Source organism: Duganella sp. CT11-25 (assembly GCF_047302815.1).
GTDB lineage: Bacteria > Pseudomonadota > Gammaproteobacteria > Burkholderiales > Burkholderiaceae_D > Rugamonas.
Genome location: NZ_JBKBFD010000001.1, coordinates 4,462,212 through 4,486,383, shown reverse-complemented (window position 1 = coordinate 4,486,383; position 24,172 = coordinate 4,462,212). Strand labels below are relative to the sequence as shown.

The following is a 24,172-nucleotide window of genomic DNA, read 5'->3' as shown; positions in this document are numbered from 1 at the left end:
AAAATTAATCGGAAAACCGATTATAGATCGAAAAAAGTACGGTCGTGCAGAAACTAGGCGAGTTCCTCTATATTTGCCCGGCATTTACTCGTTGAGTAAGTACTCACCATCGATACGTGCGGCTGCAGCACGTACCAGTTGGCTGACAGCCCAGCTCCCCAGCTGTTCCGGCGTCTGGCGCAAGAAGTTGCGGTTGGCGGCGTCGAACACCGGCATCGCCAGCAGCAGTTGCGGCACGTCTGCCAGCGCGATGCGCTGCCGCTCCAGCAGCAGGAACTTGAGCAGCACCTTCAGCGCGTTCTGCGCGTTGCGCACCGGATCGGCCGCCAGGTAGTCCAGCCGCGACCGGGCTCGCGCCAGCGCGCCGGCCACATCGTCGAACGGCGCGCCATGGCCGGGGATCACCAGCCGCACGTCCAGGCCGGCGATCAGGTCCAGCGTGGCGCGCTCCTCGGCGAAGCCGGACAGGCCGTCCAGCTCCGGGAAGATCACGCCGAAGCCGTTTTCCCACAGCGCGTCGGCCGAGACCAGCACGCGCTCCTGCGGACAATAGAAAATCAGCGAATGCGGATCGTGGCCGGGCGCGCCGAGCGCCTGCCACTCCAGGTCGGCCAGCTTGAGCACGTCGCCGGGCGCGATGGTGGCGTCGAAGGTGAAGCGGTCGCAGCGCTGGCCGGTGGCCTTGAAGCTGAGCGCCTCCACGTCCCAATGGCGCACTTTTTCCGCCTCGGCCACGGGAATCGAGGTGCGGCTGCCGTAGTGCGCCTGCAAAATCGCATTGCCGCCGCAATGGTCGGAATGCAAATGGGTGTTGATGACCTGGTCCAGGTGGCGGCCATGCAACGCGTGGCGCACCAGCTCCAGCGTCTGCGGCGCGTGGCTCAGGTAGCCGGTGTCGATGATGGCCGTGTCGTGGCGGCCCAGCAACAGGATGTTGTTGGACGAGAGCCAGCCCCGTTCAAATACCTGTATCGAATCCGGCAGCGCGTTCATTCTTCCTCGTCGAAATGGACGGTTTGGCGGCGCAGCGACAGTTCCGCCCACACGGCGCGCTTGTAGTCGTCGTCGGCTTTGCCCCACGCAATGATTTCTGGAATCGTTCGCAGGCAGCCCATGCAGTATTGGCGGTCGGAGTCCATCTTGCACAGGCTGACGCAAGGAGATGGCACAGGGGTAATGTTAGTCAGTTCACTCATGGCGACATTATGACCTGAACATCCTTGACTTTGGGAGTTTCGAGCCCATACTACCATCCATACAGATGGTGAATGGATGGAGAAGATGGCCAAGCAAGAATTAAAACTGAAGACCGCCGAATCGGAAAAGATCACAATCAACCTCGGTCCCATCGACCTTGGACAGATAGACCTGCTGGTGCAGGAAGGGTTCTACTCGAACCGTACCGATTTGATCAGAACGGCGATCCGCAATCAGTTGAACCAGCACGCGGACGTGGTCAAGCAGACCGTCGCGCGCAAAAGCCTGGTACTTGGCATGCAGCATTACTCGCGCGCCGACCTGGAGGCGATCCAGGCCGCCGGCCAGCGCCTGCAGATCCAGGTACTGGGATTGGCCAGCATCGCCAGCGACGTCTCGGTCGAACTGGCGCTGGCGACCATTGAATCGATTTTTGTACTCGGCTCGCTGCACGCCAGCGCGATGCTCAAGACCGCACTGGCGCAGCGCATCCATTAAGGGACCAGCATGAAACTACCGTTTTTAGCCAATATGCGCGAAACCGCGCAGAAACTGCAACAAGCAATGCAAAGCATCCACCTGCAGCGCCCGTCCGCACCGCCGTCGCCGCCGCCCATGCGCGACATTAACCCGCCGCCGGGCCATGCGGCGCCACGCGGCGCCGTGCCCGAGGCCGCGCCCGCTTCCGCGCCGCACGCAGCGCCGGCCGCCACGCCGAATCCGGCCACGCATCCGACCGAGTACGCGCAGGACATGCTGAACCGGATGGGCATCCAGATCGACCTGCAGGCGAATATCGACCGCGCGATCGATGTCGGTTCGTTGCTGCATCCGGCGCCGGCGATTCCGCTGCCGGAGGGCGCGCAGTTCATCCGCGGCAGCTACGCGAATCACGCGGGCTCGCGCAACTACAAGCTGTACATCCCGTCCACGTATCGCGGCAAGGCCATGCCGCTGCTGGTGATGCTGCACGGCTGCACCCAGAACCCGGACGATTTCGCCGCCGGCACGCAGATGAACCAGTTGGCCGAAGAGATGGAATGGCTGGTGGCCTACCCCGAGCAGACCGCCAACGCCAACCAGTCCAAGTGCTGGAACTGGTTCAACGCCATCGACCAGCAGCATGGCCAGGGCGAACCGTCGATCATCGCCGGCATCGCGCAGCAGATCATCGACGAGTACCCGGTCAACCAGCGCCAGGTGTATGTGGCCGGGCTGTCGGCCGGCGGCGCGATGGCGGTCATCGTCGGCACGCTGTATCCGGAACTGTTTGCGGCGGTGGGCGTGCATTCGGGCCTGCCGTTCGCCTCGGCGCAGGACCTGCCCTCGGCGCTGAACGCGATGAAGCGCGGCGCGGCCAATGCGCACAAGGGCGGCAACAGCACCCAGCCCATCATCGTGTTCCACGGCGACAGCGACACCACCGTCAATCCGCGCAACGGCGAGCAGGTAATCGAGCAGCGGCTGAACAGCCATAAGGGCGCGCGGCCATCGGTGCAATCGGGCACGGTGCCGAACGGCTACCGCTACACGCAAACCAAGCATACCAAGGCGGACGGCACGCCGGTCGGCGAGCATTGGGTGGTGCACGGCGCCGGCCACGCCTGGTCGGGCGGCAGCGCCCACGGCACCTACACCGACGCCAAGGGCCCGGACGCCAGCCGCGAAATGCTGCGCTTCTTCAGCACCCTCCGCTGATCACATCGCGAGCAGGCGGATGGCGATGCCGACCAGGGCGGTGGTATTGGCAACCAGCAGCCCGATCATCCAGTGCATATCGCGGCTGCGTCGCTCGTCGAGTCGGTCTATCCTGTCGTTGACTTGCAGGAAACCGCGATCCATCCGGTCCATCATCGACTGGTTGTGATGATCCATCCGCACCAACGTGGATTGGTGCAGGAAATCCATTCGTGCCCACGTTAGCTGGTGTAGATGATCCGTCCGCGCCTGACTGGATTGATTAAGCTGATCCATCCGATCCTGCAATTTATTCAGCTGCTCCTGAGTGGATTGCTGATGCTGATCCATCCGATCCTGGAACTTACTCAGCTGCTCCTGACTGGATTGCTGGTGCTGATCCATCCGATCCTGAAACTTACTCAGCTGCTCCTGACTGGATTGCTGGTGCTGATCCATCCGATCCTGGAACTTACTCAGCTGCTCCTGAGTGGATTGCTGGTGCTGATCCATCCGATCCTGAAACTTACTCAGCTGCTCCTGACTGGATTGCTGGTGCTGATCCATCCGATCCTGGAACTTACTCAGCTGCTCCTGGGTGGATTGCTGGTGCTGATCCATCCGATCCTGGAACTTACTCAGCTGCTCCTGAGTGGATTGCTGATGCTGACCCATCCGATCCTGGACCTTACTCAGCTGCTCCTGGGTGGATTGTTGGCGCTGATCCGTTCGATCCTGGAACTGATTCAGCCGATCCAACGTCAATTGGTTGAGCTGTTCCATCCGATCCCGGGTCGACTGATTAATCTGATCGAGCCGATCCTGAGTGGATTGGTAATGCTCTTCCTCTTTTCTTTGCAAAGAGGAAAATATGCTGGTGACGTTGTCCATATTGGTCTCCAGCCGCACGATGCGGGGTATGGCCCCATCTTCAGCACCGCCACTTTGCTTGTCAAGCGAGGTCTGGTTCATCTTGTGCGCTCCCATCCGGTCTATCAGCCATTGTCTGGCGGCGGATACGGTCAGCTTTGATGCGGCGCAATCGTGCGCGTGGCGGCGAGGTGTTGCTTCAGGCAGTCGGGACACCAGCAGCTGGCGCCGGGGGCGGAGGGCACCGGCAGCGCGGCCGGCAGGTAGGTGCACCAGCAGGGCTGCGCCGGGGCCGATGGATCGGCGTCCACCATCGCGCACGAGAATTGCGCGCCGCAGCGCGAGCAGGTGCTCATGGTCTACACAGAGGGGCGTGGGCGGTCATATGCGGCGAGCGTAGCGGAGCTTCTCGGAAAATACAACCGGATAGCCCTATAATGCGTAACAGACTGCAGCGTCAGGCTGTAAAATTGCACAAATTTCTTTTCCGGACTCGCCATGACCCAACTTCTTAACTTAGGCATGAATGACGACTTGACCGCGGTGGCACCGCAGATCAAGGCTCAGATCCTGGCTGAGGCCCTGCCCTACATCCGCAATTTCCATGGCAAGACCATTGTCATCAAATACGGCGGCAACGCGATGACCGACGAGCGCCTGAAGCACGGCTTCGCGCGTGATGTCATTTTGCTCAAACTGGTGGGCATGAACCCGGTGGTGGTGCACGGCGGCGGTCCGCAGATCGACAACGCGCTGAAAAAAATCGGCAAGCAAGGCACTTTCGTGCAGGGCATGCGCATCACCGACGAAGAAACCATGGAAGTGGTGGAGTGGGTGCTGGGCGGCGAAGTCCAGCAGGACATCGTGATGTTGATTAATCACTACGGCGGCCAGGCCGTGGGCCTGACCGGCAAGGACGGCGGCCTGATCCGCGCCAAGAAGATGGCCATGCCGGACAAGGACAATCCGGGCCAGTTCCTCGACATCGGCTTCGTCGGCGAAATCGACGCGATCAACCCGGCCGTGGTCAAGGCGCTGCAGGACGACGCCTTCATCCCGATCATTTCGCCGATCGGCTTCGGCCAGGATGGCCAGGCGTACAACATCAACGCCGACGTCGTCGCCGGCAAGATCGCCGAGATCCTGAAAGCCGAAAAGCTGATCATGATGACCAACATCGCCGGCGTGCAGGACAAGCAGGGCAACCTGGTGACCGACCTGTCGGCGCGCGAGATCGACGAGATGTTCGCCGACGGCACGATTTCGGGCGGCATGCTGCCTAAAATTTCATCAGCCCTGGATGCGGCCAAGTCCGGCGTCAACACCGTGCACATCATCGATGGCCGGATTGAGCACTCTTTATTGCTCGAAGTGTTGACCGAACAAGCTTTTGGCACTATGATCCGGTCTCACTGAAAAAAAGGCGATGCACTGATCGCCTCGATTTCAAGTGCATCGCCATACCAGTACGCCCTTTTAGCTCAGTGGTAGAGCACTCCCTTGGTAAGGGAGAGGCCACGTGTTCAATCCACGTAAAGGGCACCATCCGCTTCACCTCCGCAGCACCCTCCCCCCGCTTAGTAAATCCGTTCCACGCTCAGCCCGCGCTTGCGCAGCAGTTCCGGCACGCTCCCTTTGCCGATCAGATGCAGGATGCCGACCGCCGCGATACTGTTGTTTTCACGCCCCATCAGCTTGACCATGCCGTCGGCCAGCGCCGGATTGCGGCCATCCAGCAACACCTTCTGCACGAAGCGGCCCGAGAACGTCTCGTCCTGCTCGGCCTTGAGCGCCAGCGCGTCCAGCGCCTTGACGTCGGCGCGCTTCCAGGCCTGGGCGATCTCCTGCGCCTGGTAGGCCTGCTCCTTGTCCTCGATGCCGGCGATGGCCTCTTGCAGGAACAGCAGCTGATCGGCGGGCGTCATCTGGTCGAACAGCGCCATCTGGCTGTCGGCCGATTCCAGCTCGACGATTTTCTGGCCGGCGGCATGCGCCTGTTTCGACAGATGGGCGTCCACCGCCAGCGAGGCGTCATAGCCCTGGGCGGCGAATTCGCTCACCGTCAGCAGGCTGGCCAGCAGCCAGGGCTTCATCATCGCCACCGTCTCCGGCTCGATGTCGTACTGCTTGAGCAGGCGGTCCAGCCGCTGCCGCCAGGCCGGCGGCAAGGCCGGCGCCGCGCCCTTGGCCGCCATGCCGTGGCGCTGCACGGCGCGCGCCAGTTGCTGCTGGTCGCCCAGCGGATCGATCTCCAGCGCCAGCACCGGCGCCTTTTTCAGCACGCCGGCCACGCGCGGCTCCAGCGGATAGAAATCCCTGGCGCCGACGTGGATGGTGCCGAACATATACAGCGTATGCGCGCCCTGCGTGACCTTGAACAGCGCGCCGCGGTTGGGCGCCGTCCCGTTGTCCGCCGCCCACAAAGGGCCGAGGGCGAAAAAGAACAAACTGCAGAACATCACTATAATCTTGCGCTGCATGGACTGTTTCCTTTGTTGATAGAGATGACGTGAATATTACCCGCTACCCGCCGGTCTGGCTGTTCGACCTCGATAACACGCTGCACAACGCCTCGCACGCCATCTTCCCCGCGATCATGGCCGCGATGAACGTCTACATGGCCCGCGTGCTGGGCGACGGCGTCACGCCCGCTTCCGAGGAAGTGGTCAACGCCGCGCGCACCATGTACTGGCGGCGCTACGGCGCCACCACGTTGGGGCTGGTCAAGCACCACGGCGTCAAGGCCGCGCACTTTCTCGACGAAACCCACCGCTTCGAGAACCTGAACGCGATGATCCGCGCCGAGCGCGGACTGCGCCAGCTGCTGCGCCGCCTGCCCGGCCGCAAAATCCTGCTGACCAACGCGCCGCACCGCTACTCGACGCAGGTGATGCGCCATCTCGGCCTGCAACGCCAGTTCAACCACCACATCTCGGTGGAGGCGATGAATGTGCACCGGCAGATGCGGCCCAAGCCGTCCAAGCTGCTGCTGCGCAAGCTGATGCGGCGTCACGGCCTGGCGCCGCAGCGCTGCATCCTGGTCGAGGATACGCTGGCCAACCTGCGCAGCGCCCACGAACTGGGCATGCGCACCGCCTGGGTCACCCAATACCTGACGATAGGCGACACGGCCGGCCTGGCGCATCCGCAAAAAAGGTTAATTCGCCCCGCTTATGTCGATGTCAAAGTAAAATCAGTGAGGAATTTGCCGGCACGCCTGCATCACCTGCGCTGACTTACCAAATAATTATTCCTTTCACTTACCCGCGAGATCACATGGCAAGCACACCGCCGGGCCAGCGCCGCATGCAAATCCTGCAGGCGCTGGCGGAGATGCTGGAACAACCCAAGGGCGACAAGATCACCACCGCTGCGCTGGCGCGCAAGCTGGAGTTTTCCGAGGCCGCGCTGTACCGGCATTTCGCCAGCAAGGCGCAGATGTTCGAGGGGCTGATCGAGTTCATCGAGACCAGCGTCTTCGGGCTGATCAACCAGATCGCCGAGCGCCAGAACGACGGCCTGGCGCAGTCGCGCGATATCGTCGGCATGCTGCTGAACTTCGCCAGCCAGAATCCGGGCATGACGCGGGTGCTGATCGGCGACGCGCTGCTCAACGAGGACGAGCGCCTGCAGGCGCGCATGAACCAGTTCTACGACCGCATCGAGCTGGCGCTCAAGCAGGCCTTGCGCCTCGCCGTGACCGAGGGCCAGGCGCACGAGGCGGACGTGCAGGCGCGCGCCGGCATGCTGGTCAGCTTCGTCATCGGCCGCTGGCACCGCTACGCCAAGAGCGGCTTCAAGAACAACCCGTCGCAGGACGCGGCGCTGCAGATCGCCCTGCTGCTATCGTAACCGTGTAAGTGGACCATGAACGCTGAAGTATTCGCACTGCTGGACGACGCCAGCCCGGAAGGCGCCCAGGCGGGCAACGCCAGCTCGCGCCTGTACACCGGCCACACCGGCACGCTGCGCTGCGACGACATCGGCACCTGGCCGCAGCTGCTGGAGCAGATGCGGGCGGCGCTGGCGCGCGGCGAATACGCGGTCACGGTGCTGCGCTATGAACTGGGCGGCGAGCTGCTGGGCATAGCGGCGGCTGCCCGCCCGCCCGCCATGCAGCCGCTGGCGCAGGTGCTGCTGTTCTCGCACTGCGCGCAGCTGTCGGCGTCCGAGGTGGGCGACTGGCTGGCCGCGCGCTCCTTCCCGATCGAGCGGCCGGCCGGCATCGCCGGCATCCACGCCAACGTCACGCAGGATGCGTTCAGCGCCGCGCTGGCGCGCATCCACGACTACATCGAGGCCGGACACACCTACCAGGTCAACTACACCTACCGGCTGCGCTTCGACGCCTTCGGCAGCATCCACGCGCTGTACGCGCGCCTGCGCGGCCGCCAGCCGGTGCCCTACGGCGCGCTGGTCGGGCTGGACGACGGCAGCGCCATCCTGTCGCTGTCGCCGGAGCTGTTCGTACGCCACGAGAACGGCGTGCTGACCGCGCGGCCGATGAAAGGCACGGCGCCCGCGGCGCCAGCCAGCCAGGCCGCCGAGAACATCCTGCGCGCCACCAACCTCGCCGCCGATCCCAAGAACCGCGCCGAGAACCTGATGATCGTCGACCTGCTGCGCAACGACGTCGCGCGCGTCGCCGAAACCGGCAGCGTCGACGTGCCGGCGCTGTTCGAGGTGCACCGCTACAGCAGCGTGCTGCAAATGACGTCGACCATCACCGCCAAGCTGCGCGGCGACGCCACGCTGGGCCAGATCTTCGACGCGCTCTATCCGTGCGGCTCGATCACCGGCGCGCCCAAGCGGCGCACCATGGAAATCATCGGCGAGCTGGAGCCCGATCCGCGCGGCGTCTACACCGGCGCCATCGGCTGGTTCGATCCGCGCCAGGACGGCAAGGTCGGCGACTTCTGCATGTCGGTGCCGATCCGCACCTTGACGCTGCAGGCGCCGGATGCCGGCGGCGTGCGGCGCGGCGAAATGGGCGTCGGCGCCGGCATCGTCTTCGACAGCGACGCGAAAGAGGAATTCGCCGAATGCCAGCTCAAGGCGCGCTTCCTCACCGGCCTGCAAAACGACTTCGAGATTTTTGAAACCATGCGCGCCACGCCGGGCGGCGGCGTGCGCCATCGCGAGCGCCACCTGAAGCGGCTGGCCGCATCGGCCGCCTACTTCGGCTTCGCCTGGGATGCGGCGGCGGCCAGCGCCTACCTGGACACCGCCTGCGCCATGCTGGCGCCGTCCAGCCCCGTCTACCGCCTGCGACTGGCGCTGTCGCCGTCGGGCGCGTTCTCGGTGCAGCACGCGCCGCTGACGCCACTGACGGAACCGGTGCGCGTGCTGCTGGCGGCCGACGCCACCAGCGCGGACGACCTATTCCTGCGCCACAAGACCAGCATCCGCACGCGCTACGACGCCGCCTGGCGCGACGCCGAGGCGCAAGGCGCCTTCGACACCTTGTTCTTCAACGAACGGGGGGAGTTGACCGAGGGCGGCCGCAGCAACGTCTTCGTGCGCATCGACGGCCGCTGGCTGACGCCGCCGCTCGACAGCGGCCTGTTGCCCGGCGTGATGCGCGGCGTGCTGCTGGACGATCCGGACTGGAACGCCAGCGAAGCGGTCATCACCCGCGCCATGCTCGACGGCGCGGACGATATCGTCGTCTGCAACGCGCTGCGCGGCGCGATGCGAGCGCTCCTGGATTAATCGAAGAGCGGCAACTCGCCTTCCAGCGCGATGCAGAAATTCAGTCCCAGGCAAGGCTGCAGCGTCGCCTTGTCCTCGCCGCCATGCTCGCCCAGCCGGCTTTCGCCCAAGCCGGGGGAAAGCCTCTGGTGGACCGGTACGCGGGCGCGAAAGTCCGGCAAGGCAAACGTGCTTTTGCCATCGCCGCCGTAGGTCGTGCCCAGTATCGCAAACAGCGGCCGATGCGAGGCAATGGCCAGCAACTGGCCATCGCACGGGGTATAGCCTTGCGGCACGCGGGCGGTTGAGAACGCCGCGATTTCACCAAGATAGGGCATGCTCAGTTTCCTCTCCGTGGATAGGCGCCGGTCATCGAGATGATGAAGGTGCAGACCAGATACGGCCCCATGTTCGAATGCGGCTGGCCCGCAGCCAGGCTTGCCTGCCCGGCACCGCCGGTCGCCCCCAGCGCGCGCGGGCTCAGGCCGACGCCGGTGCCGGCACCGATCGGCACCCGGCCGCCCAGGTCGGGCAAGCGGAAGGCGGTAGTGGCATTGCCACCGTAGATCGTGCCCAGCAGCGAATACAACGCCGTGTGCTGCTGCGCACTGACATGCTGTCCATTGCAGGTTTCCCAGCCTTGCGGAGCCCGCGCTCCGGCGAACATGCGGACCTCGCCCATGAACGGTTCGTCCGGGTCGGTGTTTTTATACAGGGCGATGATGAAATGGATCGCGATGAAGGGCTGCATATTGTCGTGCGGCTGGCCGGCCGACAACTGCGCAGTCTTCGGCGCGACGGCCTCCTCGCCCCGGCGTTCGCCCAGCGCGATTCTGCGCGCCGGCTCTTTGCTGACATGCATCGGCGCCCGGCCACGCAGGTCCGGCAAGCAAAAGGTGGACACGCCGTCGCCGCCGTAGGTCGCGCCGATCGATTCGAACAGCGCCCGATACTGGTTGATCCTCAGCACCCTGCCGTCGCACAAGGCATAGCCGCGGGGTGGAAAATCGAATGCGCACATCTTGATTTCGCCTACGTGCATGGGTTCGCCTATGTCTGGATGGAGGACGTTAAAAAGCCTGCATATTTTATAAAACATGCAGGCTCGATAAAAAATTTTTATGTAGCACAAACGTGCTACATCGCTCGCTGATTTACAGGTCGACGATCATGTTGAAGCCGCCGTAGATCATGCGCTTGCCGTCGAACGGCATGTTGGCCGGATCCATGTAGGCGGCGATGCGCGGGTCCTTCATCACCTTGTCGTTGATCTCGTCCCGCTTGGCGCGCGACTCGTAGACGATCCACGAGAACACCACCGCCTCGCCTTCCTTCAGGTCCACGCTGAGGGGGAAGGAGGTCACCTTGCCCGGCGGGACATCGTCGCCGACGCACTCGCGGAACTCCAGCGCGCCGAATTCCTTCCAGACCGCGCCGCACTCCTGCGACATTTTCTTGTATGCATCCAGGTTTTCCTTGGGTACCGGAATCACAAAACCGTCTACGTATGCCATGACCGTCTCCTTGTAGGTATGCGAAGTCTTTAGAGTAGCACTTGTCGCGGTTCACGCGGCGCGCACAAAACGGCGCCGGTACGCGCCGGGCGTGGTCGCGGCGAGCCGGCGGAAGTGGTGGCGCAGCGATTCCTCGGAGGCAAAGCCGGCGCGCTCGGCGATCTGCGCCAGCGGCACGTCCGGCACCTCCAGCAAATCCTTGACGATGGCCACCCGCTCGCGGATCAGCCATTCGACCGGACCGAGGCCGGTGGCCTGCTGGAACTGGCGCTGCAGGGTGCGCGGGCTCATGGCCGCCCGTTCGGCCATGCTGGCCACCGTGTGCTGCTGCGCGGGATGGCTGCGCAGCCAGTCCATCAGCCTGGACAGCTTGCCCTGCCGCTGGTTGTATGGCTGCGCCATCGGCCGCGGCAGGAACTGCGCCTGGCCGCCTTCGCGGTGCGGCGCCACCACCAGCCGCTGCGCCACCAGGTTGCCGACCCGCGCGCCATAGTCGCGCCGCACCACGTGCAGCAGCATGTCCAGCCCGGCGGCCGAACCGGCGGCGGTGATCAGCTGACCGTTGTCCACGTACAGGTGGTCGGGCTGCACCTCGATCTTCGGGTAGCGCTGCGCCAGCCGTTCGGCGTAGCGCCAGTGGGTGGTCGCGCGCTGGCCGTCCAGCACGCCGGCGGCGGCCAGCACGAACACGCCCGAGCAGATCGAGCACAGCCGCGCGCCGCGCTGGTGGGCGGCGCGTATCAGCGCCAGCAGCCCGGGCGGCGGCAATTCGTCGGCGTCGCGCCAGCCGGGGATGACGATGGTGTCGGCCAGCGCCAGCAGTTCCGGCGCGTACGGCGCCTGCACGGTGATGCCGCCGGCGGCGCGGATCGGCCCCGGTTCGATGGCGCAGACGGCAAACTCGTACCAGTCCACCTCCAGTTCCGGGCGCTCCAGCGCAAACAGTTCGACCGTGCAGCCGAACTCGAAGGTGCATAGCCGGTCGTAAGCCAGCGCGACGACGAGATGTTTTTTCATGGCGCGATCTTAACGCATAATGGCCTGTGCGCCACTGCTGGCGGTGGCGGCGCGGCCGCACAATGGCGTCACCATCCACTCACGCAGGAGATCAGCATGTCCCAAGTCAGCGCCATACCAGCCGCCGCCAGCGCCGCCGCCCTGGCCCGCTTCGAAGCCAGCTTCGCCTATGAAACCGACTGCTGGGACGTGCACGATGCGCTGTCCGGCGGACAGCAGGATTTCGTCTTGCTGGATGTGCGCGGCACGGAGAAATACGCGGCCGGCCATGTGCCGGGCGCGCTGGACCTGGCCCACCGCAAGATCATCGGCTCCAGGCTGGCCGAATTCCCGGCCGATACGCTGTTCGTGGTCTACTGCGCCGGGCCGCACTGCAACGGCGCGGCCCGCGCCGCCGTGCGGCTGGCGCAACTGGGCCGTCCGGTCAAATTGATGGCCGGCGGCGTCACCGGCTGGCTGGACGAGGGCTTCACCCTCGCCGCCGCTTGATTACATCGCCAGCGCTTTTTCCACCGCGCCGACCAGGGTCTTGTCGGTCGGCGTGACCTTGCTGCCGAAGTTGTCCACCACCTTGCCGTTGCGGTCGATCAGGTATTTATGGAAGTTCCAGGCCGGCGCCTTGCCGGTGGCCTTGATCAGGTTGGCGAACAGCGGATTCGGCTCCTTGCCGGAGACCACCGACTTGGAAAACATCGGGAACTTGACGCCGTAGGTGTTGTAGCAGAAATCGGCGATTTCCTTGCTGCTGCCCGGTTCCTGCTGGCCGAAGTCGTTCGACGGGAAGCCCAGCACCACCAGCCCCTTGCTGCCGTACTTGGCGTACAAGCCTTCCAGGCCTTCGTACTGGTTGGTAAAGCCGCAGTAACTTGCGGTATTCACCACCAGGATCACCTTGCCCGAATACTGGCACAGGTCCTGCGGCGTTTCATCCTGCAGGCGCTTGAAGGTTTGCTTGAGGATGGCGGGGCAACTGCCAGCCGCCGCCGCAGGCGCGGCAGCCGGGGCGGCGGCCGGCGCTTGTGCAAACGCGGATGCGCCGGCCAGCATGGTCAGCGAGGAAACGAGGCACAACTGGGCGAAGGTCTTGGACATGGTGTATGGGCCGAAAAGAGGAAAAAAATCATTCTATGCCAATCCCGGCAACCTTGCCTGACAGGCCCAAAAAACCGGTTCAGCGCACTATTGAGCGAGATTAAGCAAACCGCTTTTTCATGACGCACACTGGGTTGTAGATTCAAGCCGGGGAGGCTGCCATGCGTCGGATTTTTCTAGTGCTCATGCTGTTGGGCGGGTTGTTGAACCATACAGCACGGGCACAAACCGTCTCGCTGCCGGCCATGCGGGCGGGCCAGGTCAGCGTGTCCGGCCTGTCCTCCGGCGCCTATATGGCGGTGCAGTTCGGGGTGGCGTTCTCGCGCACGGTGACGGGCGCCGGCATCATCGCCGGCGGGCCGTATTTCTGCTCGCAGGGCAGCGTGTTCACCGCCACCACCAGCTGCAGCTGCACCAGCGAGCTGTTCGCCTGCCGCGTGCGGCCCGGCGGCACGCGGATACCGGACCTGATCGCCATCACCGACTGGTTCGCGGCCTCGCAGACCATCGACCCCACCAGCGCGATGGCCGGCCAGCGGATCTGGATGCTGTCCGGCAGCGCCGATTCGGTCGTGCCGCAGCCGGTGATGAACGACCTCAACACCTTCTACCGCCACTACATCGACGCCAACCGGATTTTCTACAAGCGCAACCTGAACGCCGAGCACGCGATGCCGACCGACAGCTACGGCAACAGCTGCCTGACCCTGGGCTCGCCCTACATCAACCACTGCGGCTACGACGCGGCCGGAGAACTGCTGAACTGGATCTACGGTCCGCTGTCCGCGCGCAGCAGTCCGGCCGGGCGCTTCATCGTCTTCGACCAGTCGGAATTCATCTCCCTGCCCGGCTGGCACGGCATGGCGGACAAAGGCTACCTGTATGTGCCGCCGTCCTGCGACGGCACCGTCAACGGCCAGGGCTGCCGGGTGCACGTGGTGTTCCACGGCTGCCTGCAGGACCTGGACGACATCGGCACCACCTTCGTGCAGCGCGCCGGCTACAACGCCTGGGCCGACAACAACCGCCTGCTGCTGCTTTATCCACAGGCGTCGGCGATCTATCCGTTCACCAATCCGAATGCGTGCTGGGACTGGTTCGCCTATGACGACACGCGCTACGCGCAAAAAAACGGCCGCCAGATGGCGGCCGTCAAGCGCATGGTGGACCGGCTGACCGGGGTGACGGCGGTGGCCGTCATGCCTGCGGTCAGATGCCGCCTAGGCAGATGTACTTGATGACGAGGAAGTCGTCCAAGCCGTAGTGCGAGCCCTCGCGGCCCAGGCCCGATTGCTTGACGCCGCCGAACGGCGCGATCTCGTTGGAGATCAGGCCGGTGTTGACGCCGACCATGCCGCTTTCCAGCCCTTCCGCCACGCGCCAGATGCGGCCGATGTCGCGCGAATAGAAATAACTGGCCAGGCCGAACTCGGTGTTGTTGGCCAATTCCACGGCCTCCTCGTCGGTCTTGAAGCGGAACAGCGGCGCCAGCGGGCCGAAGGTTTCCTCGGTGGCGACGATCATGTCGTTGCTGATGTCGGCGATCACGGTCGGCTCGAAGAAGCCGTGGCCCAGCGCGTGGCGCTTGCCGCCGGCCAGCAGGCGGCCGCCCTTGGCCAGCGCGTCGGCCACGTGCTGCTCGACCTTCTGCACCGCCTTCTCGTCGATCAGCGGGCCTTGCGTCACGCCCGGCTCGGCGCCGTTGCCGACCTTGAGCCCGGCGACGGCCGCCACCAGCTTGTCGGCGAACTGGTCGTAGACGCCGTCCTGCACGTAGATGCGGTTGGCGCAGACGCAGGTCTGGCCGGCGTTGCGGTACTTGGACGCCAGCGCGCCCTCCACCGCCGCATCGAGGTCGGCGTCGTCGAACACGATGAACGGCGCGTTGCCGCCCAGCTCCAGCGACAGCTTCTTGATGGTCGACGCGCTTTGCTGCATCAGCAGCTTGCCGACGGCGGTGGAACCGGTGAAGGTCAGCTTGCGCACGATGGGATTGGAGGTCATCTCGCCGCCGATCTCCTTCGGCGCGCCGGTGACGACGCTGAACACGCCGGCCGGCACGCCGGCGCGCTCGGCCAGGACCGCCAGCGCCAGCGCGCAGAACGGCGTCGACTCGGCCGGCTTGAGCACCATCGGGCAGCCGGCGGCCAGCGCCGGGCCGGCCTTGCGAGTGATCATCGCGATCGGGAAGTTCCACGGCGTGATGGCGGCGCAGACGCCGATCGGTTCCTTGGTCACCAGCAGGCGGCGGTCCGGCCACGGCGAGGCCAGCGTCTCGCCGGCCACGCGCTTGGCTTCCTCGCCGAACCATTCGATGAACGAGGCGCCGTAAGTCACCTCGCCGCGCGACTCGGCCAGCGGCTTGCCCTGCTCGGCCGTCATCAGCTGCGCCAGGTCTTCGGTGTTTTCCAGGATCAGGTCGTTCCACTTGCGCAGGATGGCGGCGCGCTCCTTGGCCGACTTCTTGCGCCAGGCCGGCCAGGCGGCGTTGGCGGCGGCGATCGCGCGCTTCGTTTCGGCCGCCCCCATCAGCGGGATCGTGCCGAGCTGCTCGCCGGTGGCGGGATTGGTCACGGCCAGGGTGGCGCCGTTGTCGGCGTCCAGCCATTCGCCGTTGATGTAGGCCTGCTGGCGCAGCAGTGCCGGGTCTTTCAGTTGCAGCATACGTTCTCCTTCGATGTCTATTCCACAGTGAACGACGACAGGTCGGGATGCGGCGGCGGATAGCTCAGCGCCATGCCCTCCAGCGTCTCCAGCAGCAGGCTGGCGATCACCAGGTTGCGGTGGGTCTTGGAATTGGCCGGCACGATGTACCACGGCGCATGCGGCGCATCGGTTTCGCGGATCGCCTTTTCGTAGACGCGCTGGTAATCATCCCACTTCTTGCGCTGCTCGACGTCGGTGGGGTTGAACTTCCACTGCTTGTCCGGATCGTCCAGCCGCTCCTGCAGACGCTCGCGCTGCTCTTCCTTCGAGATGTGCAGGAAGACCTTGACGATCACCGTGCCGGTTTCGGCAAGCATACGCTCAAAGTCGCGGATCTGCTGGTAGCGCCGCTTGCACTCGTCGTCGTCGATCCAGTCCTGCACCCGGGTGATCAGCACGTCCTCGTAGTGGCTGCGGTTGAAGATGGCGATCTCGCCCTTGACCGGCACCTGCTGGTGTACGCGCCACAGGTAGTCGTGCGCCAGCTCGTTGTCGGTGGGCGCCTTGAAGGCGGCGGCGCGGATGCCCATCGGGCTGATGCCGCTGAACATGGCGCGTATCGTGCCGTCCTTGCCGGAGGTATCCATCCCCTGCAGGATCAGCAGCACCTTTTGCTGGTGCTGGGCATACAGCTTGTCCTGCAGGGCCGAGATGCGGTCGATCAGCGCGGCGGTGCGCTGCAGATCGAGCGCCTTGCCCTTGGACTTGCTCAGTTTGGGATTGGCGGCGCGACTGGAGAAGGCGCTGTCGTCGGCGTCTTCGTCGCGCAGCTTTTGTTTGGCGGAGGCGCGGAAGCGCTGGCGGGCGTCATGTGTCATGGTTTAAGAATATCACTTAGCGGCAAGCTGGGCGGCACGATAGCCCCACCAGGCAGCTTCCTCGAATACAGAGAATCCCGACAGGTCCGCGTGCGCGAACAAGATCGGACCATCCACCTCGCGCAAGGCCTTCATGCCGGCGTTGCTGCGGAAGTTGGGCCACGGCGCCGCCATCGCATGGCCGCGCAGCGTGATGTCGACGCGCTCGACGCAGGACGCGAACTGCGCGCCGTAGGCGGTTTTCAAATCCGCGCTGACCAGCGCCAGCAGCTCCTCCGGCCTGGCCGCCGCCATCCAGTGCCGCGCCGCGCCGGGCTTGCGGTCCGACAGCGCGACATAGGAACTGAACACGGTCTTTTCCGGCGGCCGTACGCGGATATCCTGGTGCGTCGAGACCACGAAGCCCAGCCCCGGCTCGCTGTACACCACGTTATCCCACGACAGCGGCTGGCTGGGCAGCTCTTCGGGAAAGCGCTTGATCAGGAAGTTCGCCACCATCCACGGCGCATACTCCGGGATGTGCCTGGCCGGATCGATACCGTAAGCGGCGATGTTATCCACAACCCGCGCCGCGACGTAGACCGGCATCGCGCAGATCGCCTTGCGCGCGCGGACCAGGTAGGTGACCGGCTTGCCGCCCTCCAGCTTGAAACACAGCGCCTCGACGCCGCCCGCCGTTTTTTTCAGCGACACCGCCGTTCCCCCCATGCGCTTGACCGCCGCCGCGCGCTCCATGCCGGCCGCCAGCGGCTGCAGGCCGCCCGGCCACGTCAGCCAGGCACCGTTGCCGGCATTGGCCGCCTGGCCCCAGCGGCTGCAATAGTAATGCAGCCCTGCCCACGCGGACACCTGGTCGTAGCGCGTGCCATAGTCGTCGCGGCAGCAGTAGTTCAGGTACCAGTGCAGGGTCGGCGCGGTGTAGCCGTTCTGCTCCATCCACTGCTTGAGCGTGATGCGGTCCAGCGCCTGCCATTGCGGATCTTCCGATGACATCACCGTCGGGAACACGAACACGCGGCGGCCATCGGCGCCGTGCGTCTGCCGCAGGCGCTCCACCTCGGCGAAAAAGCGCGCGTGCTGGTCCCGCTCCCACTGCGGCACGCCGTCGGTGGGAATGAAGCCATCCTGCCAGTGGCCGTTGAACAGCAGGCGCTCCTCCGGTCCGTGCAGGATGAAGCGCTCGTCGTAATACGGCTTCTCCGCCATCGCATCTTTTTGAATGATGCCCAGGTCGGCCAGGATCTCGCGCACATGGGTGGACTCCGGCGACGGCAGCGGCAGGTAGTGGGCGCCGGTCGGATATTCGAGATCGCCGAAGGCGCCGCCGGCGGCATTGCCGTGCGGCTGCGGGCCGTCGATCATCAGCACATCGGTCTGGCCGAGCTTTTTCAGCTTCCATGCGGCGGTCAGGCCGGCGATGCCGGAGCCGAGGATGGCGATATCGGTGTGGATCACTTGCGATGGCGGCGGCAAAGCGCGGCGGTCGCGCAGGAAATGGCCTTCGTCGCGGCCCGGGTAGTGCAGCGCCGGCGTGATCTCCTGCCAGCGCTGGAAGCCGGCCACGCTGCCGGCGGCGGCCAGTCCGCTGGCGCCGGCCCAGACCAGGAAGGAGCGGCGCAGCATCAGCGTATCACCCTGCGCCAGTCCTGCTCGAACTCGTGCACCAGCGACTGCGTGTTCAAGCGGTTGGGCGCCATCGGCAGCGGCTTCATATCCGGCGGGAAGGTGAACATCTCGCGCGTGGTGTCGGCGTTCAGGTAGCGCATCGGCAGGCGATACACGGTCGGCGGCTTGTAGTCCGCCTGCGGCGACGCCAGGATGAAGCCCCATTCGCCGAACGACGGCACATAGGCGTGATATGGCCAGGTCTTCATGCCGACCTCGCGCAGCGTGGCGTCGATGGTCCAGTAGGCGTGCGGCGCGAAGAACGGCGACGTCGATTGCACCGTCATCAGGCCGTTGGCAGCGAGGTGTTTCCTGACCATGCCGTAGAACGGCACCGAGTACAGCTTGCCGAGCGCGAAGCTGGACGGATCGGGGAAATCGACGATCACCGCGTCGAACATCTCCTCGGTGTGCTGCAGCCAGATCGCCGCGTCGGCGTTGATGACGCGCACCCGCTTGTCGCTGAGCGAACCGTGATTGAGCTTGACCAGTTCCGCGCGCTGCGCGAAGGCGCCCGTCATCGCCGGATCCAGGTCGACCAGGGTGACGTGCTCGATATTCGGATAGCGCAGGATCTCGCGCAGCGCCAGGCCGTCGCCGCCGCCCAGCACCAGCACGCGACGCGCCCACGGCAGGGCCTCCAGCACCGGATGCACCAGCGCTTCGTGATAGCGGTATTCGTCGCGCGAGGAGAATTGCAGGTTGCCGTTGATGTACAGCCGCAGGTCATCCTGCCAGCGCGTGATCACCAGCCGCTGGTACGGCGTGGTGGTGGCGTACACGATCTCGTCGCCGAACAGGCCATGCTCGCCCCAGTAAGTCAGTTTGTCGGCAAAGGCGAAACCGAACACCAGCGCACACAGCACCGCGCAGGCGCGCAGCATGCGGCCGGTGACGTTCTTCAGCTCTGTGCGAAACACCGAAATTGTCCACAGGGCGACGCCGACATTGAGCATGCCGAACAGGAATCCGGTGCGCACCAGCCCCAGATACGGCGCCAGCACCAGCGGGAACAGCAGCGACACGGCCAGCGCGCCCAGGTAGTCGAAGGTCAGCACGCGGCTCACCAGTTCATTGAATTCGGTCTGGCGCGCGTTCAGCGCGCGCATCACCAGCGGCACCTCCATGCCGACGAAGACGCCGATCAGGAACACCATCGTGTACAGCAGCGTGCGGAACGGCGCGGCCATCCACGAAAAGGTCAGGAACAGCACCGCCGCCGACACCCCGCCGACCAGGCCGACCGCCAGTTCGATATCGACAAAGCGCGACAGCACATCCTCATCGCGCACATACTTGGAAAAGTGCGCGCCCACGCCCATCGCGAACAGATAGCATCCGATGATGGTGGAGAATTGCAGCACCGAATCGCCCAGCAGGTAGCTGGACAAGGCGCCGGCGATCAGCTCATAGGCGAGCCCGCAGGAAGCGACCACAAACACGGACAATATGAGAATCTTTTTGTTCATCGCGCTTTTTTGCATTATTATCAAGTCAACCACTTTAACCGAAGGTGCGCCGTGCCCGCCATCCTAAACTATCTGATTCATCTTTTATCGGCCGCCGTGCTGCTGGCGGTGTTTTTCGCCATCTACACGCGGCTGACGCCGTTTAACGAGGTGCTGCTGATACGCCAGGGCAACCAGGCGGCGGCACTATCGTTGGGCGGGGCGCTGATAGGTTTTTCCATCACCATCGGCTCGGCGCTGATGCATACTGCAAATTACCAGGAGTTCGCGGCCTGGGCCTTCGGCGCGATGGTGGTGCAGATACTGGCATACGCGATCACCACGCGCGCGTTGAACATGTCGAAAGACCAGATCGAAGCCAACAACAAAGCCTTCGGCGGCTTGCTGAGCGCGATCTCCATTTCCATCGGCGTCCTCAACGGCGCCTGCATTTCCTAATTTTGCGAGGACCTTATCATGGGCATCGGCAGCTTTATCAAGAAGCAGTTTATCGACGTACTGCAGTGGAACGAGGAAATCGACGGCGTGCTGGCCTGGCGCTATCCGATGGCCGACCAGGAGATCCAGAACGGCGGCGTGCTGGTGGTGCGCGAATCGCAGATGGCGGTGTTCGTCAACGAGGGCCAGATCGCCGACGTGTTCGGCCCCGGCACCCACAAGCTGACCACGCAAACGCTGCCGGTGCTGACCAACCTGAAAAACTGGGACAAGCTGTTCGATTCGCCGTTCAAGTCGGATGTCTATTATTTCAGCACCCGCGTGCAGACCGGCCGCAAATGGGGCACGCCGCAGCCGATCACCATCCGCGACAAGGACTTCGACATGGTGCGCGTGCGCGCCTTCGGCATGTACTCGTACCGCATCATCAATCCGCGCGCGTTCTTCACCGAAATCAGCGGCACGCGCGAGGCCTACACCCGCGACGAGGCGGAAGAACAGCTGCGCGGCATCCTGATGGCGACCATGGCCAGTTCGCTGGGCAGCGCGCAAGTGCCCTTCCTCGACATGGCGGCCAACCAGGCGCTGATGGCGCAGCAGGTCAAGGGCGACCTGGGCGCGGCGTTCGCGCGCTACGGCATCGGCCTCGATGAATTCAACGTCGCCAGCGTCAGCCTGCCGGAAGAACTGCAGGCCGCGCTGGACGAGCGCATCGGCGCCGGCATGAAGGGCGGCATGAGCGCCGACAAGCTGGCCGGCTTCACCAAGTACCAGGTGGCCAGCGCGATCCCGATGGCGGCGCAGAACGAAGGCGGCCTGGCCGGCATCGGCGCCGGCCTGGGCGCGGGCATGACCGTGGGCCAGGCGATCGGCCAGACGCTGGGCGCGACGCTGGCCCCCGCTCCCGCAGCGGCGGCTCCCGCGGTCGCCGCTCCTGCCGCACCAGCCGAGGACTCGATCGAAGCCCGCTTGGAAAAACTGAAAGGGCTGCTCGACAAGGGCCTGATCTCGGCCGCCGACTACGACAGCACCAAGGCCGAGCTGCTGAAAAAACTGATCGGCTAAGACTGCATGCAAATCGTTTCCTGTCCCAGCTGCGGCGCGGAAGTCAAATTCCGCTCGCACGCCTCGGTCATGGCCGTCTGCGAGTATTGCAGCACGCGCGTGCTCAAGGACGCCGACTCGGTCAAGGACCTGGGCAAGATGTCGTCCGTGCTGGAGGACTACTCGCCGGTCCAGATCGGCACGTCCGGCGTGCTGGGCGGACGGCAGTTCACGGTGGTCGGCCGCATCCAGCTGCGCTACTCGGCGGGCATGTGGAACGAGTGGTACCTGCTGTTCGACGACGGCAAGACGTCATGGCTGGGCGATTCGTCCGGCATGTACACCATCACGGCGGAATTCAAGGGCGACGGCGAATTGCCGGCGTTCGAGCAGCTGCTGCCGGGCCGGAACTACGCGATCAACGGCGCGCCCTACACGGCGGCCGAGATCCGCGTCGCCGATTGCATCGGCGGCCAGGGCGAACTGCCGTTCAAGGTCGGCGACGGCTACCAGGCCAGGGTGGCGGACTTCCGGCGCGGCGTCGAATTCATCACGCTCGATTATTCCGACGGCCCGCGTCCGGTGGTCTACACCGGCCTGGCCGTCACGCTCGACAGCATGCAGTGCCAGCTGCTGCGCGACGACGACACCATCCAGCGCGCGGCCGGCCGCTATCGCGGCAAGCTCGATGCGCTCGATTGCCCTTCCTGCGGCAGCGGCATCCAATACCTGCCCGGCGTGACCGCCAACCTGGTGTGCCCGGCGTGCCAGACGCGGATCGACGCGTCCAGCCCGGAAGCGCAGGTGCTGGCGGCGGGCGAGCGCGTCACGCGCTATGAAACCTCGCTGCCGCTGGGCGCCAGCGCCAAGATCAATAACCAGGACTTCACCATCATCGGCATGATGCGGCGCGCCGACGACGAAGGCGCGCAGTGGACCGAGTACCTGATGTACGGCACCCGCGCCGGCTTCTCATGGCTGGTCGAAACGGACGAAGGCTGGTCCGGCGCCAATGTGATTTCCGAGTGGCCGGTCTGGTACGCCCCCGGCGCCGACAGGGTGACTGTGGATAAGGTGCAGTTTAACCGCCTGTACGATTACGGCGCGGTGGTGACCTTTGCCGCCGGCGCCTTCAACTGGCGCGTGGCGGTCGGCGACAAAACGCGGGTCGAGGAATTCTCGGCCGGCCAGTTGCGCCTCGCATCCGAGACCAGCGAGCAGGAGATGACATGGTCGCGCTCCTCGCCCATATCGGCCGACCAGCTTGCTTTGTGGTTTGGCGCCGCCTTCAAGGGCCGCGTGAAGTCGCCGTCCCGGGCCAAGCCGTTCGCCAACAACCGCTATCGCAGCACCGCCAAGTACCTCATCTGGTTCATGCTTGCGCTGAACGCGATCCCCTTGCTGACGAACTTCTCCGGCACCTGGTTCCTCAGCGCCGTCGGCGCGCTGGCGATCTACCTGCCGGCGATCTTCCTGGATAGTAACGACAAATCATGAGTAAATTCTTCATCTACGCCATCATCGTCACCGTGGTCACGGCCGGCAGCAGCTGGACGCGCATGCTCGGCGGCGGTAGCGGCGGCAGGTCCTACACCGGCAGCAGCTGGAGTTCGCACACCGGCGGTGGCGGCGGCAGCTGGGGCGGCGGTTCCGGCGGCGGAGGCCACAAGTGAAGCGCGAAGCGCTGCCGGCGGGGACGTCGCCGATCGTTCACGCGCCGTCCGGCACCCACGTGCTGGCCGACCTGAGCGGCATCGCTGCCGAAAAATTGAGCAGCTGCGCCGCGCTGGAAAGCCTGCTGCGTGCCGCCGCCGAAGCCGCGCACGCGCGCGTGCTGTTCAGCCACTTCCATGGTTTCGGCGAAGGCCTGGGCGTGACCGGCGTGGTGCTGCTGGCCGAATCGCACATCACCATCCATACCTGGCCCGAATGCGGCTTTGCCGCCGCCGACATCTTCATGTGCGGCAGCGCCCAGCCGGAGCTAGCACTCACTCTCATCAAAAGTGCCTTGCAGCCTGAAGCCAGCCATATTCACACCGCGCGGCGCGGGCCGCCTTGAGGAGACGACGATGGCACTGTCCAGCCTGGGCCAGATTGCCCTGACCATTTCCAACGCCGACCGCTCGGAGCGGTTCTATGGCGACAAACTTGGCTTGCCCAAACTGTTCCGCTACGGCGAGTTGGTGTTTTTCGACTGCGGCGGCGTCCGCCTGATGCTGGACGGCTCGGCCAAGGCGCCGGTCGAAACCGGCGCCAGCGTCTGCCACTACTTCAAGGTCACCCAGATCGAAGCCGAAGCGGCTGCCCTGCAAGCAAAAGGCGTCACCTTCGAGCGCGACGCCCACCTGGTCGCCAAGATGCCCGACCACGAACTATGGATGGCCTTCTTCCGCGACCCGGACGGCCACCTGCTGGCCTTGATGGAAGAAAAGCGCTGATTTTTCATCAGGAGTACTATGGCTTTGAGCAGGAGGCCATATGGAAAAGAAAGTTATCCACAGCGACCCCGACATCATGGGCGGCACACCTGTGTTCATTGGGACCCGTGTGCCCGTATCCTTTATGTTCGATTATTTGCGAGCAGGAGCATCCATAGAAGCATTTCTGGACCAGTACCCTTCCGTCTCCAAAAACCTCGCGATGGCGGCGTTAAATACGGCAGAACAATTGGTCATCAATGATGCGCATCCTGCTTGATGAGTCGATGCCAAGGATCTTCGCTGCCCAGCATGGGGCTGGCACTAAAAATGGAAAGCTGTTGAAACTGGCGGCAAGTAGTTTCGATGTCATGATTACTGCCGATAGAAATATCCAGTATCAGCAAAACCCTCAGACCCTGCCGCTAGCAGTCGTCGTGCTCGCCACACCCGACGGCCTGCTACCCTCTTTTCAAAAACTCGCTCCCAAGTTACTTGCGGCCTTGGCTACGCTCCAACAGCGCACGTTGATCGAACTAAAGCTCTAGTCGCATGGA

At 64.4% G+C, this 24,172-nt stretch carries 31 protein-coding genes and 1 tRNA gene; 18 read left to right on the top strand and 14 right to left on the bottom strand.

The window, feature by feature from the left end:
* Positions 1-84 precede the first annotated feature (84 nt).
* On the bottom strand, positions 85-993 hold the full coding sequence (locus tag ACEN9F_RS19225; RefSeq protein WP_413422336.1) for an MBL fold metallo-hydrolase: 909 nt from the start codon (positions 991-993) through the stop codon (positions 85-87).
* On the bottom strand, positions 990-1,196 hold the full coding sequence (locus ACEN9F_RS19220; protein ID WP_413422334.1) for a DUF1289 domain-containing protein: 207 nt from the start codon (positions 1,194-1,196) through the stop codon (positions 990-992). Before ACEN9F_RS19220 ends, ACEN9F_RS19225 begins: the two co-directional genes overlap by 4 nt.
* 85 nt (positions 1,197-1,281) lie before the next feature.
* Here ACEN9F_RS19220 and ACEN9F_RS19215 point away from each other — a divergent pair, with 85 nt between their 5' ends.
* The gene (locus tag ACEN9F_RS19215; protein ID WP_413422332.1) at positions 1,282-1,695 is read left to right on the top strand and encodes a CopG family transcriptional regulator; all 414 of its coding nucleotides are present in this window, start codon (positions 1,282-1,284) and stop codon (positions 1,693-1,695) included.
* Between the two features lie 9 nt (positions 1,696-1,704).
* Complete coding sequence (locus ACEN9F_RS19210; RefSeq protein WP_413422330.1) at positions 1,705-2,895, top strand: alpha/beta hydrolase family esterase; 1,191 nt, start codon at positions 1,705-1,707, stop codon at positions 2,893-2,895.
* On the opposite strand, the gene ACEN9F_RS19205 is transcribed toward ACEN9F_RS19210, so the two are convergent.
* Positions 2,896-3,105 (bottom strand): hypothetical protein, encoded by a 210-nt coding sequence (locus tag ACEN9F_RS19205; RefSeq protein ID WP_413422328.1) that lies wholly within the window; start codon positions 3,103-3,105, stop codon positions 2,896-2,898.
* Positions 3,106-3,129: 24 nt separating this feature from the next.
* Between ACEN9F_RS19205 and ACEN9F_RS19200 the strand changes: the two genes are divergently transcribed.
* The gene (locus tag ACEN9F_RS19200; protein WP_413422326.1) at positions 3,130-3,906 is read left to right on the top strand and encodes a hypothetical protein; all 777 of its coding nucleotides are present in this window, start codon (positions 3,130-3,132) and stop codon (positions 3,904-3,906) included.
* Here ACEN9F_RS19200 and ACEN9F_RS19195 read toward each other — a convergent pair.
* Positions 3,897-4,100 (bottom strand): cysteine-rich CWC family protein, encoded by a 204-nt coding sequence (locus ACEN9F_RS19195; protein ID WP_413422324.1) that lies wholly within the window; start codon positions 4,098-4,100, stop codon positions 3,897-3,899. The two genes, ACEN9F_RS19200 and ACEN9F_RS19195, sit on opposite strands and share 10 nt — an antisense overlap.
* A gap of 166 nt (positions 4,101-4,266) precedes the next feature.
* Between ACEN9F_RS19195 and argB the strand changes: the two genes are divergently transcribed.
* Positions 4,267-5,160, top strand: coding sequence for an acetylglutamate kinase (argB, locus tag ACEN9F_RS19190; protein ID WP_117012405.1), 894 nt, complete (start codon positions 4,267-4,269; stop codon positions 5,158-5,160).
* Between the two features lie 54 nt (positions 5,161-5,214).
* Positions 5,215-5,289, top strand: a tRNA-Thr gene (locus ACEN9F_RS19185).
* Between the two features lie 32 nt (positions 5,290-5,321).
* Here the strand turns inward: ACEN9F_RS19185 and ACEN9F_RS19180 are convergent.
* Complete coding sequence (locus ACEN9F_RS19180; protein ID WP_413422322.1) at positions 5,322-6,224, bottom strand: TraB/GumN family protein; 903 nt, start codon at positions 6,222-6,224, stop codon at positions 5,322-5,324.
* 29 nt (positions 6,225-6,253) lie between these two features.
* Here ACEN9F_RS19180 and ACEN9F_RS19175 point away from each other — a divergent pair, with 29 nt between their 5' ends.
* Genes ACEN9F_RS19175 through pabB form a run of 3 tightly spaced genes read left to right on the top strand, consistent with a single transcriptional unit; the run spans position 6,254 to position 9,456 of the window.
* Positions 6,254-6,979, top strand: a complete 726-nt coding sequence (locus tag ACEN9F_RS19175; protein ID WP_413422320.1) for a pyrimidine 5'-nucleotidase — start codon at positions 6,254-6,256, stop codon at positions 6,977-6,979.
* A 41-nt stretch (positions 6,980-7,020) separates the two neighbouring features.
* Complete coding sequence (gene slmA / locus ACEN9F_RS19170; protein WP_413422318.1) at positions 7,021-7,596, top strand: nucleoid occlusion factor SlmA; 576 nt, start codon at positions 7,021-7,023, stop codon at positions 7,594-7,596.
* A gap of 15 nt (positions 7,597-7,611) precedes the next feature.
* Positions 7,612-9,456, top strand: coding sequence for an aminodeoxychorismate synthase component I (pabB, locus tag ACEN9F_RS19165; RefSeq protein ID WP_413422316.1), 1,845 nt, complete (start codon positions 7,612-7,614; stop codon positions 9,454-9,456).
* Here the strand turns inward: pabB and ACEN9F_RS19160 are convergent.
* The 4 genes from ACEN9F_RS19160 to ftrA form a co-directional block, all read right to left on the bottom strand.
* The gene (locus tag ACEN9F_RS19160) at positions 9,453-9,773 is read right to left on the bottom strand and encodes a phage tail protein (protein WP_413422314.1); all 321 of its coding nucleotides are present in this window, start codon (positions 9,771-9,773) and stop codon (positions 9,453-9,455) included. The genes pabB and ACEN9F_RS19160 overlap by 4 nt on opposite strands.
* Positions 9,774-9,775: 2 nt before the next feature.
* Positions 9,776-10,477, bottom strand: coding sequence for a phage tail protein (locus tag ACEN9F_RS19155; RefSeq protein WP_413422312.1), 702 nt, complete (start codon positions 10,475-10,477; stop codon positions 9,776-9,778).
* 112 nt (positions 10,478-10,589) lie between these two features.
* Positions 10,590-10,949 carry a DUF1428 domain-containing protein gene (locus tag ACEN9F_RS19150; RefSeq protein ID WP_413422310.1) on the bottom strand — a complete coding sequence of 120 codons (360 nt, stop codon included), beginning with the start codon at positions 10,947-10,949 and terminating at the stop codon, positions 10,590-10,592.
* A 51-nt stretch (positions 10,950-11,000) separates the two neighbouring features.
* Complete coding sequence (gene ftrA, locus ACEN9F_RS19145; protein ID WP_413422308.1) at positions 11,001-11,966, bottom strand: transcriptional regulator FtrA; 966 nt, start codon at positions 11,964-11,966, stop codon at positions 11,001-11,003.
* Between the two features lie 96 nt (positions 11,967-12,062).
* On the opposite strand from ftrA, the gene ACEN9F_RS19140 reads away from it, so the two are divergent.
* Positions 12,063-12,455, top strand: a complete 393-nt coding sequence (locus ACEN9F_RS19140; RefSeq protein WP_413422306.1) for a rhodanese-like domain-containing protein — start codon at positions 12,063-12,065, stop codon at positions 12,453-12,455.
* On the opposite strand, the gene ACEN9F_RS19135 is transcribed toward ACEN9F_RS19140, so the two are convergent.
* Positions 12,456-13,058: a glutathione peroxidase gene (locus ACEN9F_RS19135; RefSeq protein ID WP_413422304.1), complete on the bottom strand. Its 603-nt coding sequence runs from the start codon at positions 13,056-13,058 to the stop codon at positions 12,456-12,458.
* A gap of 203 nt (positions 13,059-13,261) precedes the next feature.
* Here ACEN9F_RS19135 and ACEN9F_RS19130 point away from each other — a divergent pair, with 203 nt between their 5' ends.
* On the top strand, positions 13,262-14,296 hold the full coding sequence (locus tag ACEN9F_RS19130; protein WP_413422302.1) for a PHA-depolymerase-like protein: 1,035 nt from the start codon (positions 13,262-13,264) through the stop codon (positions 14,294-14,296).
* On the opposite strand, the gene ACEN9F_RS19125 is transcribed toward ACEN9F_RS19130, so the two are convergent.
* The 4 genes from ACEN9F_RS19125 to ACEN9F_RS19110 are packed head-to-tail and all read right to left on the bottom strand — an operon-like array spanning position 14,268 to position 19,716.
* Positions 14,268-15,722: an NAD-dependent succinate-semialdehyde dehydrogenase gene (locus ACEN9F_RS19125; RefSeq protein ID WP_413422300.1), complete on the bottom strand. Its 1,455-nt coding sequence runs from the start codon at positions 15,720-15,722 to the stop codon at positions 14,268-14,270. The two genes, ACEN9F_RS19130 and ACEN9F_RS19125, sit on opposite strands and share 29 nt — an antisense overlap.
* Positions 15,723-15,739: 17 nt before the next feature.
* Positions 15,740-16,582 (bottom strand): polyphosphate kinase 2 family protein, encoded by an 843-nt coding sequence (locus tag ACEN9F_RS19120; RefSeq protein ID WP_413422298.1) that lies wholly within the window; start codon positions 16,580-16,582, stop codon positions 15,740-15,742.
* Positions 16,583-16,594: 12 nt separating this feature from the next.
* Positions 16,595-18,205, bottom strand: coding sequence for an NAD(P)-binding protein (locus tag ACEN9F_RS19115; protein ID WP_413422296.1), 1,611 nt, complete (start codon positions 18,203-18,205; stop codon positions 16,595-16,597).
* The gene (locus tag ACEN9F_RS19110) at positions 18,205-19,716 is read right to left on the bottom strand and encodes a polyamine aminopropyltransferase (protein ID WP_413422294.1); all 1,512 of its coding nucleotides are present in this window, start codon (positions 19,714-19,716) and stop codon (positions 18,205-18,207) included. The genes ACEN9F_RS19115 and ACEN9F_RS19110 overlap by 1 nt, the downstream gene beginning before the upstream one ends.
* Before the next feature lie 51 nt (positions 19,717-19,767).
* Between ACEN9F_RS19110 and ACEN9F_RS19105 the strand changes: the two genes are divergently transcribed.
* Genes ACEN9F_RS19105 through ACEN9F_RS19070 form a run of 8 tightly spaced genes read left to right on the top strand, consistent with a single transcriptional unit; the run spans position 19,768 to position 24,163 of the window.
* Entirely contained in the window at positions 19,768-20,154 is a 387-nt protein-coding gene (locus ACEN9F_RS19105; protein ID WP_413422293.1) for a DUF350 domain-containing protein, read from the top strand.
* Positions 20,155-20,172: 18 nt separating this feature from the next.
* Positions 20,173-21,219: an SPFH domain-containing protein gene (locus tag ACEN9F_RS19100; protein WP_413422291.1), complete on the top strand. Its 1,047-nt coding sequence runs from the start codon at positions 20,173-20,175 to the stop codon at positions 21,217-21,219.
* Between the two features lie 6 nt (positions 21,220-21,225).
* A complete protein-coding gene (locus tag ACEN9F_RS19095) occupies positions 21,226-22,695 on the top strand; it encodes a DUF4178 domain-containing protein (protein ID WP_413422289.1) in 1,470 nt (489 codons plus the stop codon).
* Positions 22,692-22,871, top strand: coding sequence for a hypothetical protein (locus ACEN9F_RS19090; RefSeq protein WP_413422287.1), 180 nt, complete (start codon positions 22,692-22,694; stop codon positions 22,869-22,871). Before ACEN9F_RS19095 ends, ACEN9F_RS19090 begins: the two co-directional genes overlap by 4 nt.
* Positions 22,868-23,257, top strand: a complete 390-nt coding sequence (speD, locus tag ACEN9F_RS19085; RefSeq protein WP_413422285.1) for an adenosylmethionine decarboxylase — start codon at positions 22,868-22,870, stop codon at positions 23,255-23,257. Before ACEN9F_RS19090 ends, speD begins: the two co-directional genes overlap by 4 nt.
* Positions 23,258-23,267: 10 nt before the next feature.
* Positions 23,268-23,636 (top strand): VOC family protein, encoded by a 369-nt coding sequence (locus tag ACEN9F_RS19080; protein ID WP_413422283.1) that lies wholly within the window; start codon positions 23,268-23,270, stop codon positions 23,634-23,636.
* Between the two features lie 40 nt (positions 23,637-23,676).
* On the top strand, positions 23,677-23,895 hold the full coding sequence (locus ACEN9F_RS19075) for a DUF433 domain-containing protein (protein WP_413422281.1): 219 nt from the start codon (positions 23,677-23,679) through the stop codon (positions 23,893-23,895).
* Positions 23,876-24,163 carry a hypothetical protein gene (locus ACEN9F_RS19070; protein ID WP_413422279.1) on the top strand — a complete coding sequence of 96 codons (288 nt, stop codon included), beginning with the start codon at positions 23,876-23,878 and terminating at the stop codon, positions 24,161-24,163. Before ACEN9F_RS19075 ends, ACEN9F_RS19070 begins: the two co-directional genes overlap by 20 nt.
* The last annotated feature ends 9 nt before the right edge of the window (positions 24,164-24,172 follow it).

Bases quoted from the DNA above. Each gene is read 5' to 3' on its own strand.
- ACEN9F_RS19180 (WP_413422322.1), bottom strand. From the start codon at position 6,224: ATGCAGCGCAAGATTATAGTGATGTTCTGCAGTTTGTTCTTTTTCGCC.
- ACEN9F_RS19120 (WP_413422298.1), bottom strand. From the start codon at position 16,582: ATGACACATGACGCCCGCCAGCGCTTCCGCGCCTCCGCCAAACAAAAG.
- ACEN9F_RS19115 (WP_413422296.1), bottom strand. From the start codon at position 18,205: ATGCTGCGCCGCTCCTTCCTGGTCTGGGCCGGCGCCAGCGGACTGGCC.
- ACEN9F_RS19125 (WP_413422300.1), bottom strand. From the start codon at position 15,722: ATGCTGCAACTGAAAGACCCGGCACTGCTGCGCCAGCAGGCCTACATC.
- ACEN9F_RS19070 (WP_413422279.1), top strand. From the start codon at position 23,876: ATGATGCGCATCCTGCTTGATGAGTCGATGCCAAGGATCTTCGCTGCC.
- ACEN9F_RS19215 (WP_413422332.1), top strand. From the start codon at position 1,282: ATGGCCAAGCAAGAATTAAAACTGAAGACCGCCGAATCGGAAAAGATC.
- ACEN9F_RS19225 (WP_413422336.1), bottom strand. From the start codon at position 993: ATGAACGCGCTGCCGGATTCGATACAGGTATTTGAACGGGGCTGGCTC.
- pabB (WP_413422316.1), top strand. From the start codon at position 7,612: ATGAACGCTGAAGTATTCGCACTGCTGGACGACGCCAGCCCGGAAGGC.
- ftrA (WP_413422308.1), bottom strand. From the start codon at position 11,966: ATGAAAAAACATCTCGTCGTCGCGCTGGCTTACGACCGGCTATGCACC.
- slmA (WP_413422318.1), top strand. From the start codon at position 7,021: ATGGCAAGCACACCGCCGGGCCAGCGCCGCATGCAAATCCTGCAGGCG.
- ACEN9F_RS19135 (WP_413422304.1), bottom strand. From the start codon at position 13,058: ATGTCCAAGACCTTCGCCCAGTTGTGCCTCGTTTCCTCGCTGACCATG.
- argB (WP_117012405.1), top strand. From the start codon at position 4,267: ATGAATGACGACTTGACCGCGGTGGCACCGCAGATCAAGGCTCAGATC.
- ACEN9F_RS19155 (WP_413422312.1), bottom strand. From the start codon at position 10,477: ATGCACGTAGGCGAAATCAAGATGTGCGCATTCGATTTTCCACCCCGC.
- ACEN9F_RS19090 (WP_413422287.1), top strand. From the start codon at position 22,692: ATGAGTAAATTCTTCATCTACGCCATCATCGTCACCGTGGTCACGGCC.
- ACEN9F_RS19140 (WP_413422306.1), top strand. From the start codon at position 12,063: ATGTCCCAAGTCAGCGCCATACCAGCCGCCGCCAGCGCCGCCGCCCTG.
- ACEN9F_RS19205 (WP_413422328.1), bottom strand. From the start codon at position 3,105: ATGGATTTCCTGCACCAATCCACGTTGGTGCGGATGGATCATCACAAC.
- ACEN9F_RS19110 (WP_413422294.1), bottom strand. From the start codon at position 19,716: ATGAACAAAAAGATTCTCATATTGTCCGTGTTTGTGGTCGCTTCCTGC.
- ACEN9F_RS19220 (WP_413422334.1), bottom strand. From the start codon at position 1,196: ATGAGTGAACTGACTAACATTACCCCTGTGCCATCTCCTTGCGTCAGC.
- ACEN9F_RS19195 (WP_413422324.1), bottom strand. From the start codon at position 4,100: ATGAGCACCTGCTCGCGCTGCGGCGCGCAATTCTCGTGCGCGATGGTG.
- ACEN9F_RS19100 (WP_413422291.1), top strand. From the start codon at position 20,173: ATGGGCATCGGCAGCTTTATCAAGAAGCAGTTTATCGACGTACTGCAG.
- ACEN9F_RS19200 (WP_413422326.1), top strand. From the start codon at position 3,130: ATGATCCGTCCGCGCCTGACTGGATTGATTAAGCTGATCCATCCGATC.
- ACEN9F_RS19080 (WP_413422283.1), top strand. From the start codon at position 23,268: ATGGCACTGTCCAGCCTGGGCCAGATTGCCCTGACCATTTCCAACGCC.
- ACEN9F_RS19160 (WP_413422314.1), bottom strand. From the start codon at position 9,773: ATGCCCTATCTTGGTGAAATCGCGGCGTTCTCAACCGCCCGCGTGCCG.
- ACEN9F_RS19150 (WP_413422310.1), bottom strand. From the start codon at position 10,949: ATGGCATACGTAGACGGTTTTGTGATTCCGGTACCCAAGGAAAACCTG.
- ACEN9F_RS19075 (WP_413422281.1), top strand. From the start codon at position 23,677: ATGGAAAAGAAAGTTATCCACAGCGACCCCGACATCATGGGCGGCACA.
- ACEN9F_RS19210 (WP_413422330.1), top strand. From the start codon at position 1,705: ATGAAACTACCGTTTTTAGCCAATATGCGCGAAACCGCGCAGAAACTG.
- ACEN9F_RS19095 (WP_413422289.1), top strand. From the start codon at position 21,226: ATGCAAATCGTTTCCTGTCCCAGCTGCGGCGCGGAAGTCAAATTCCGC.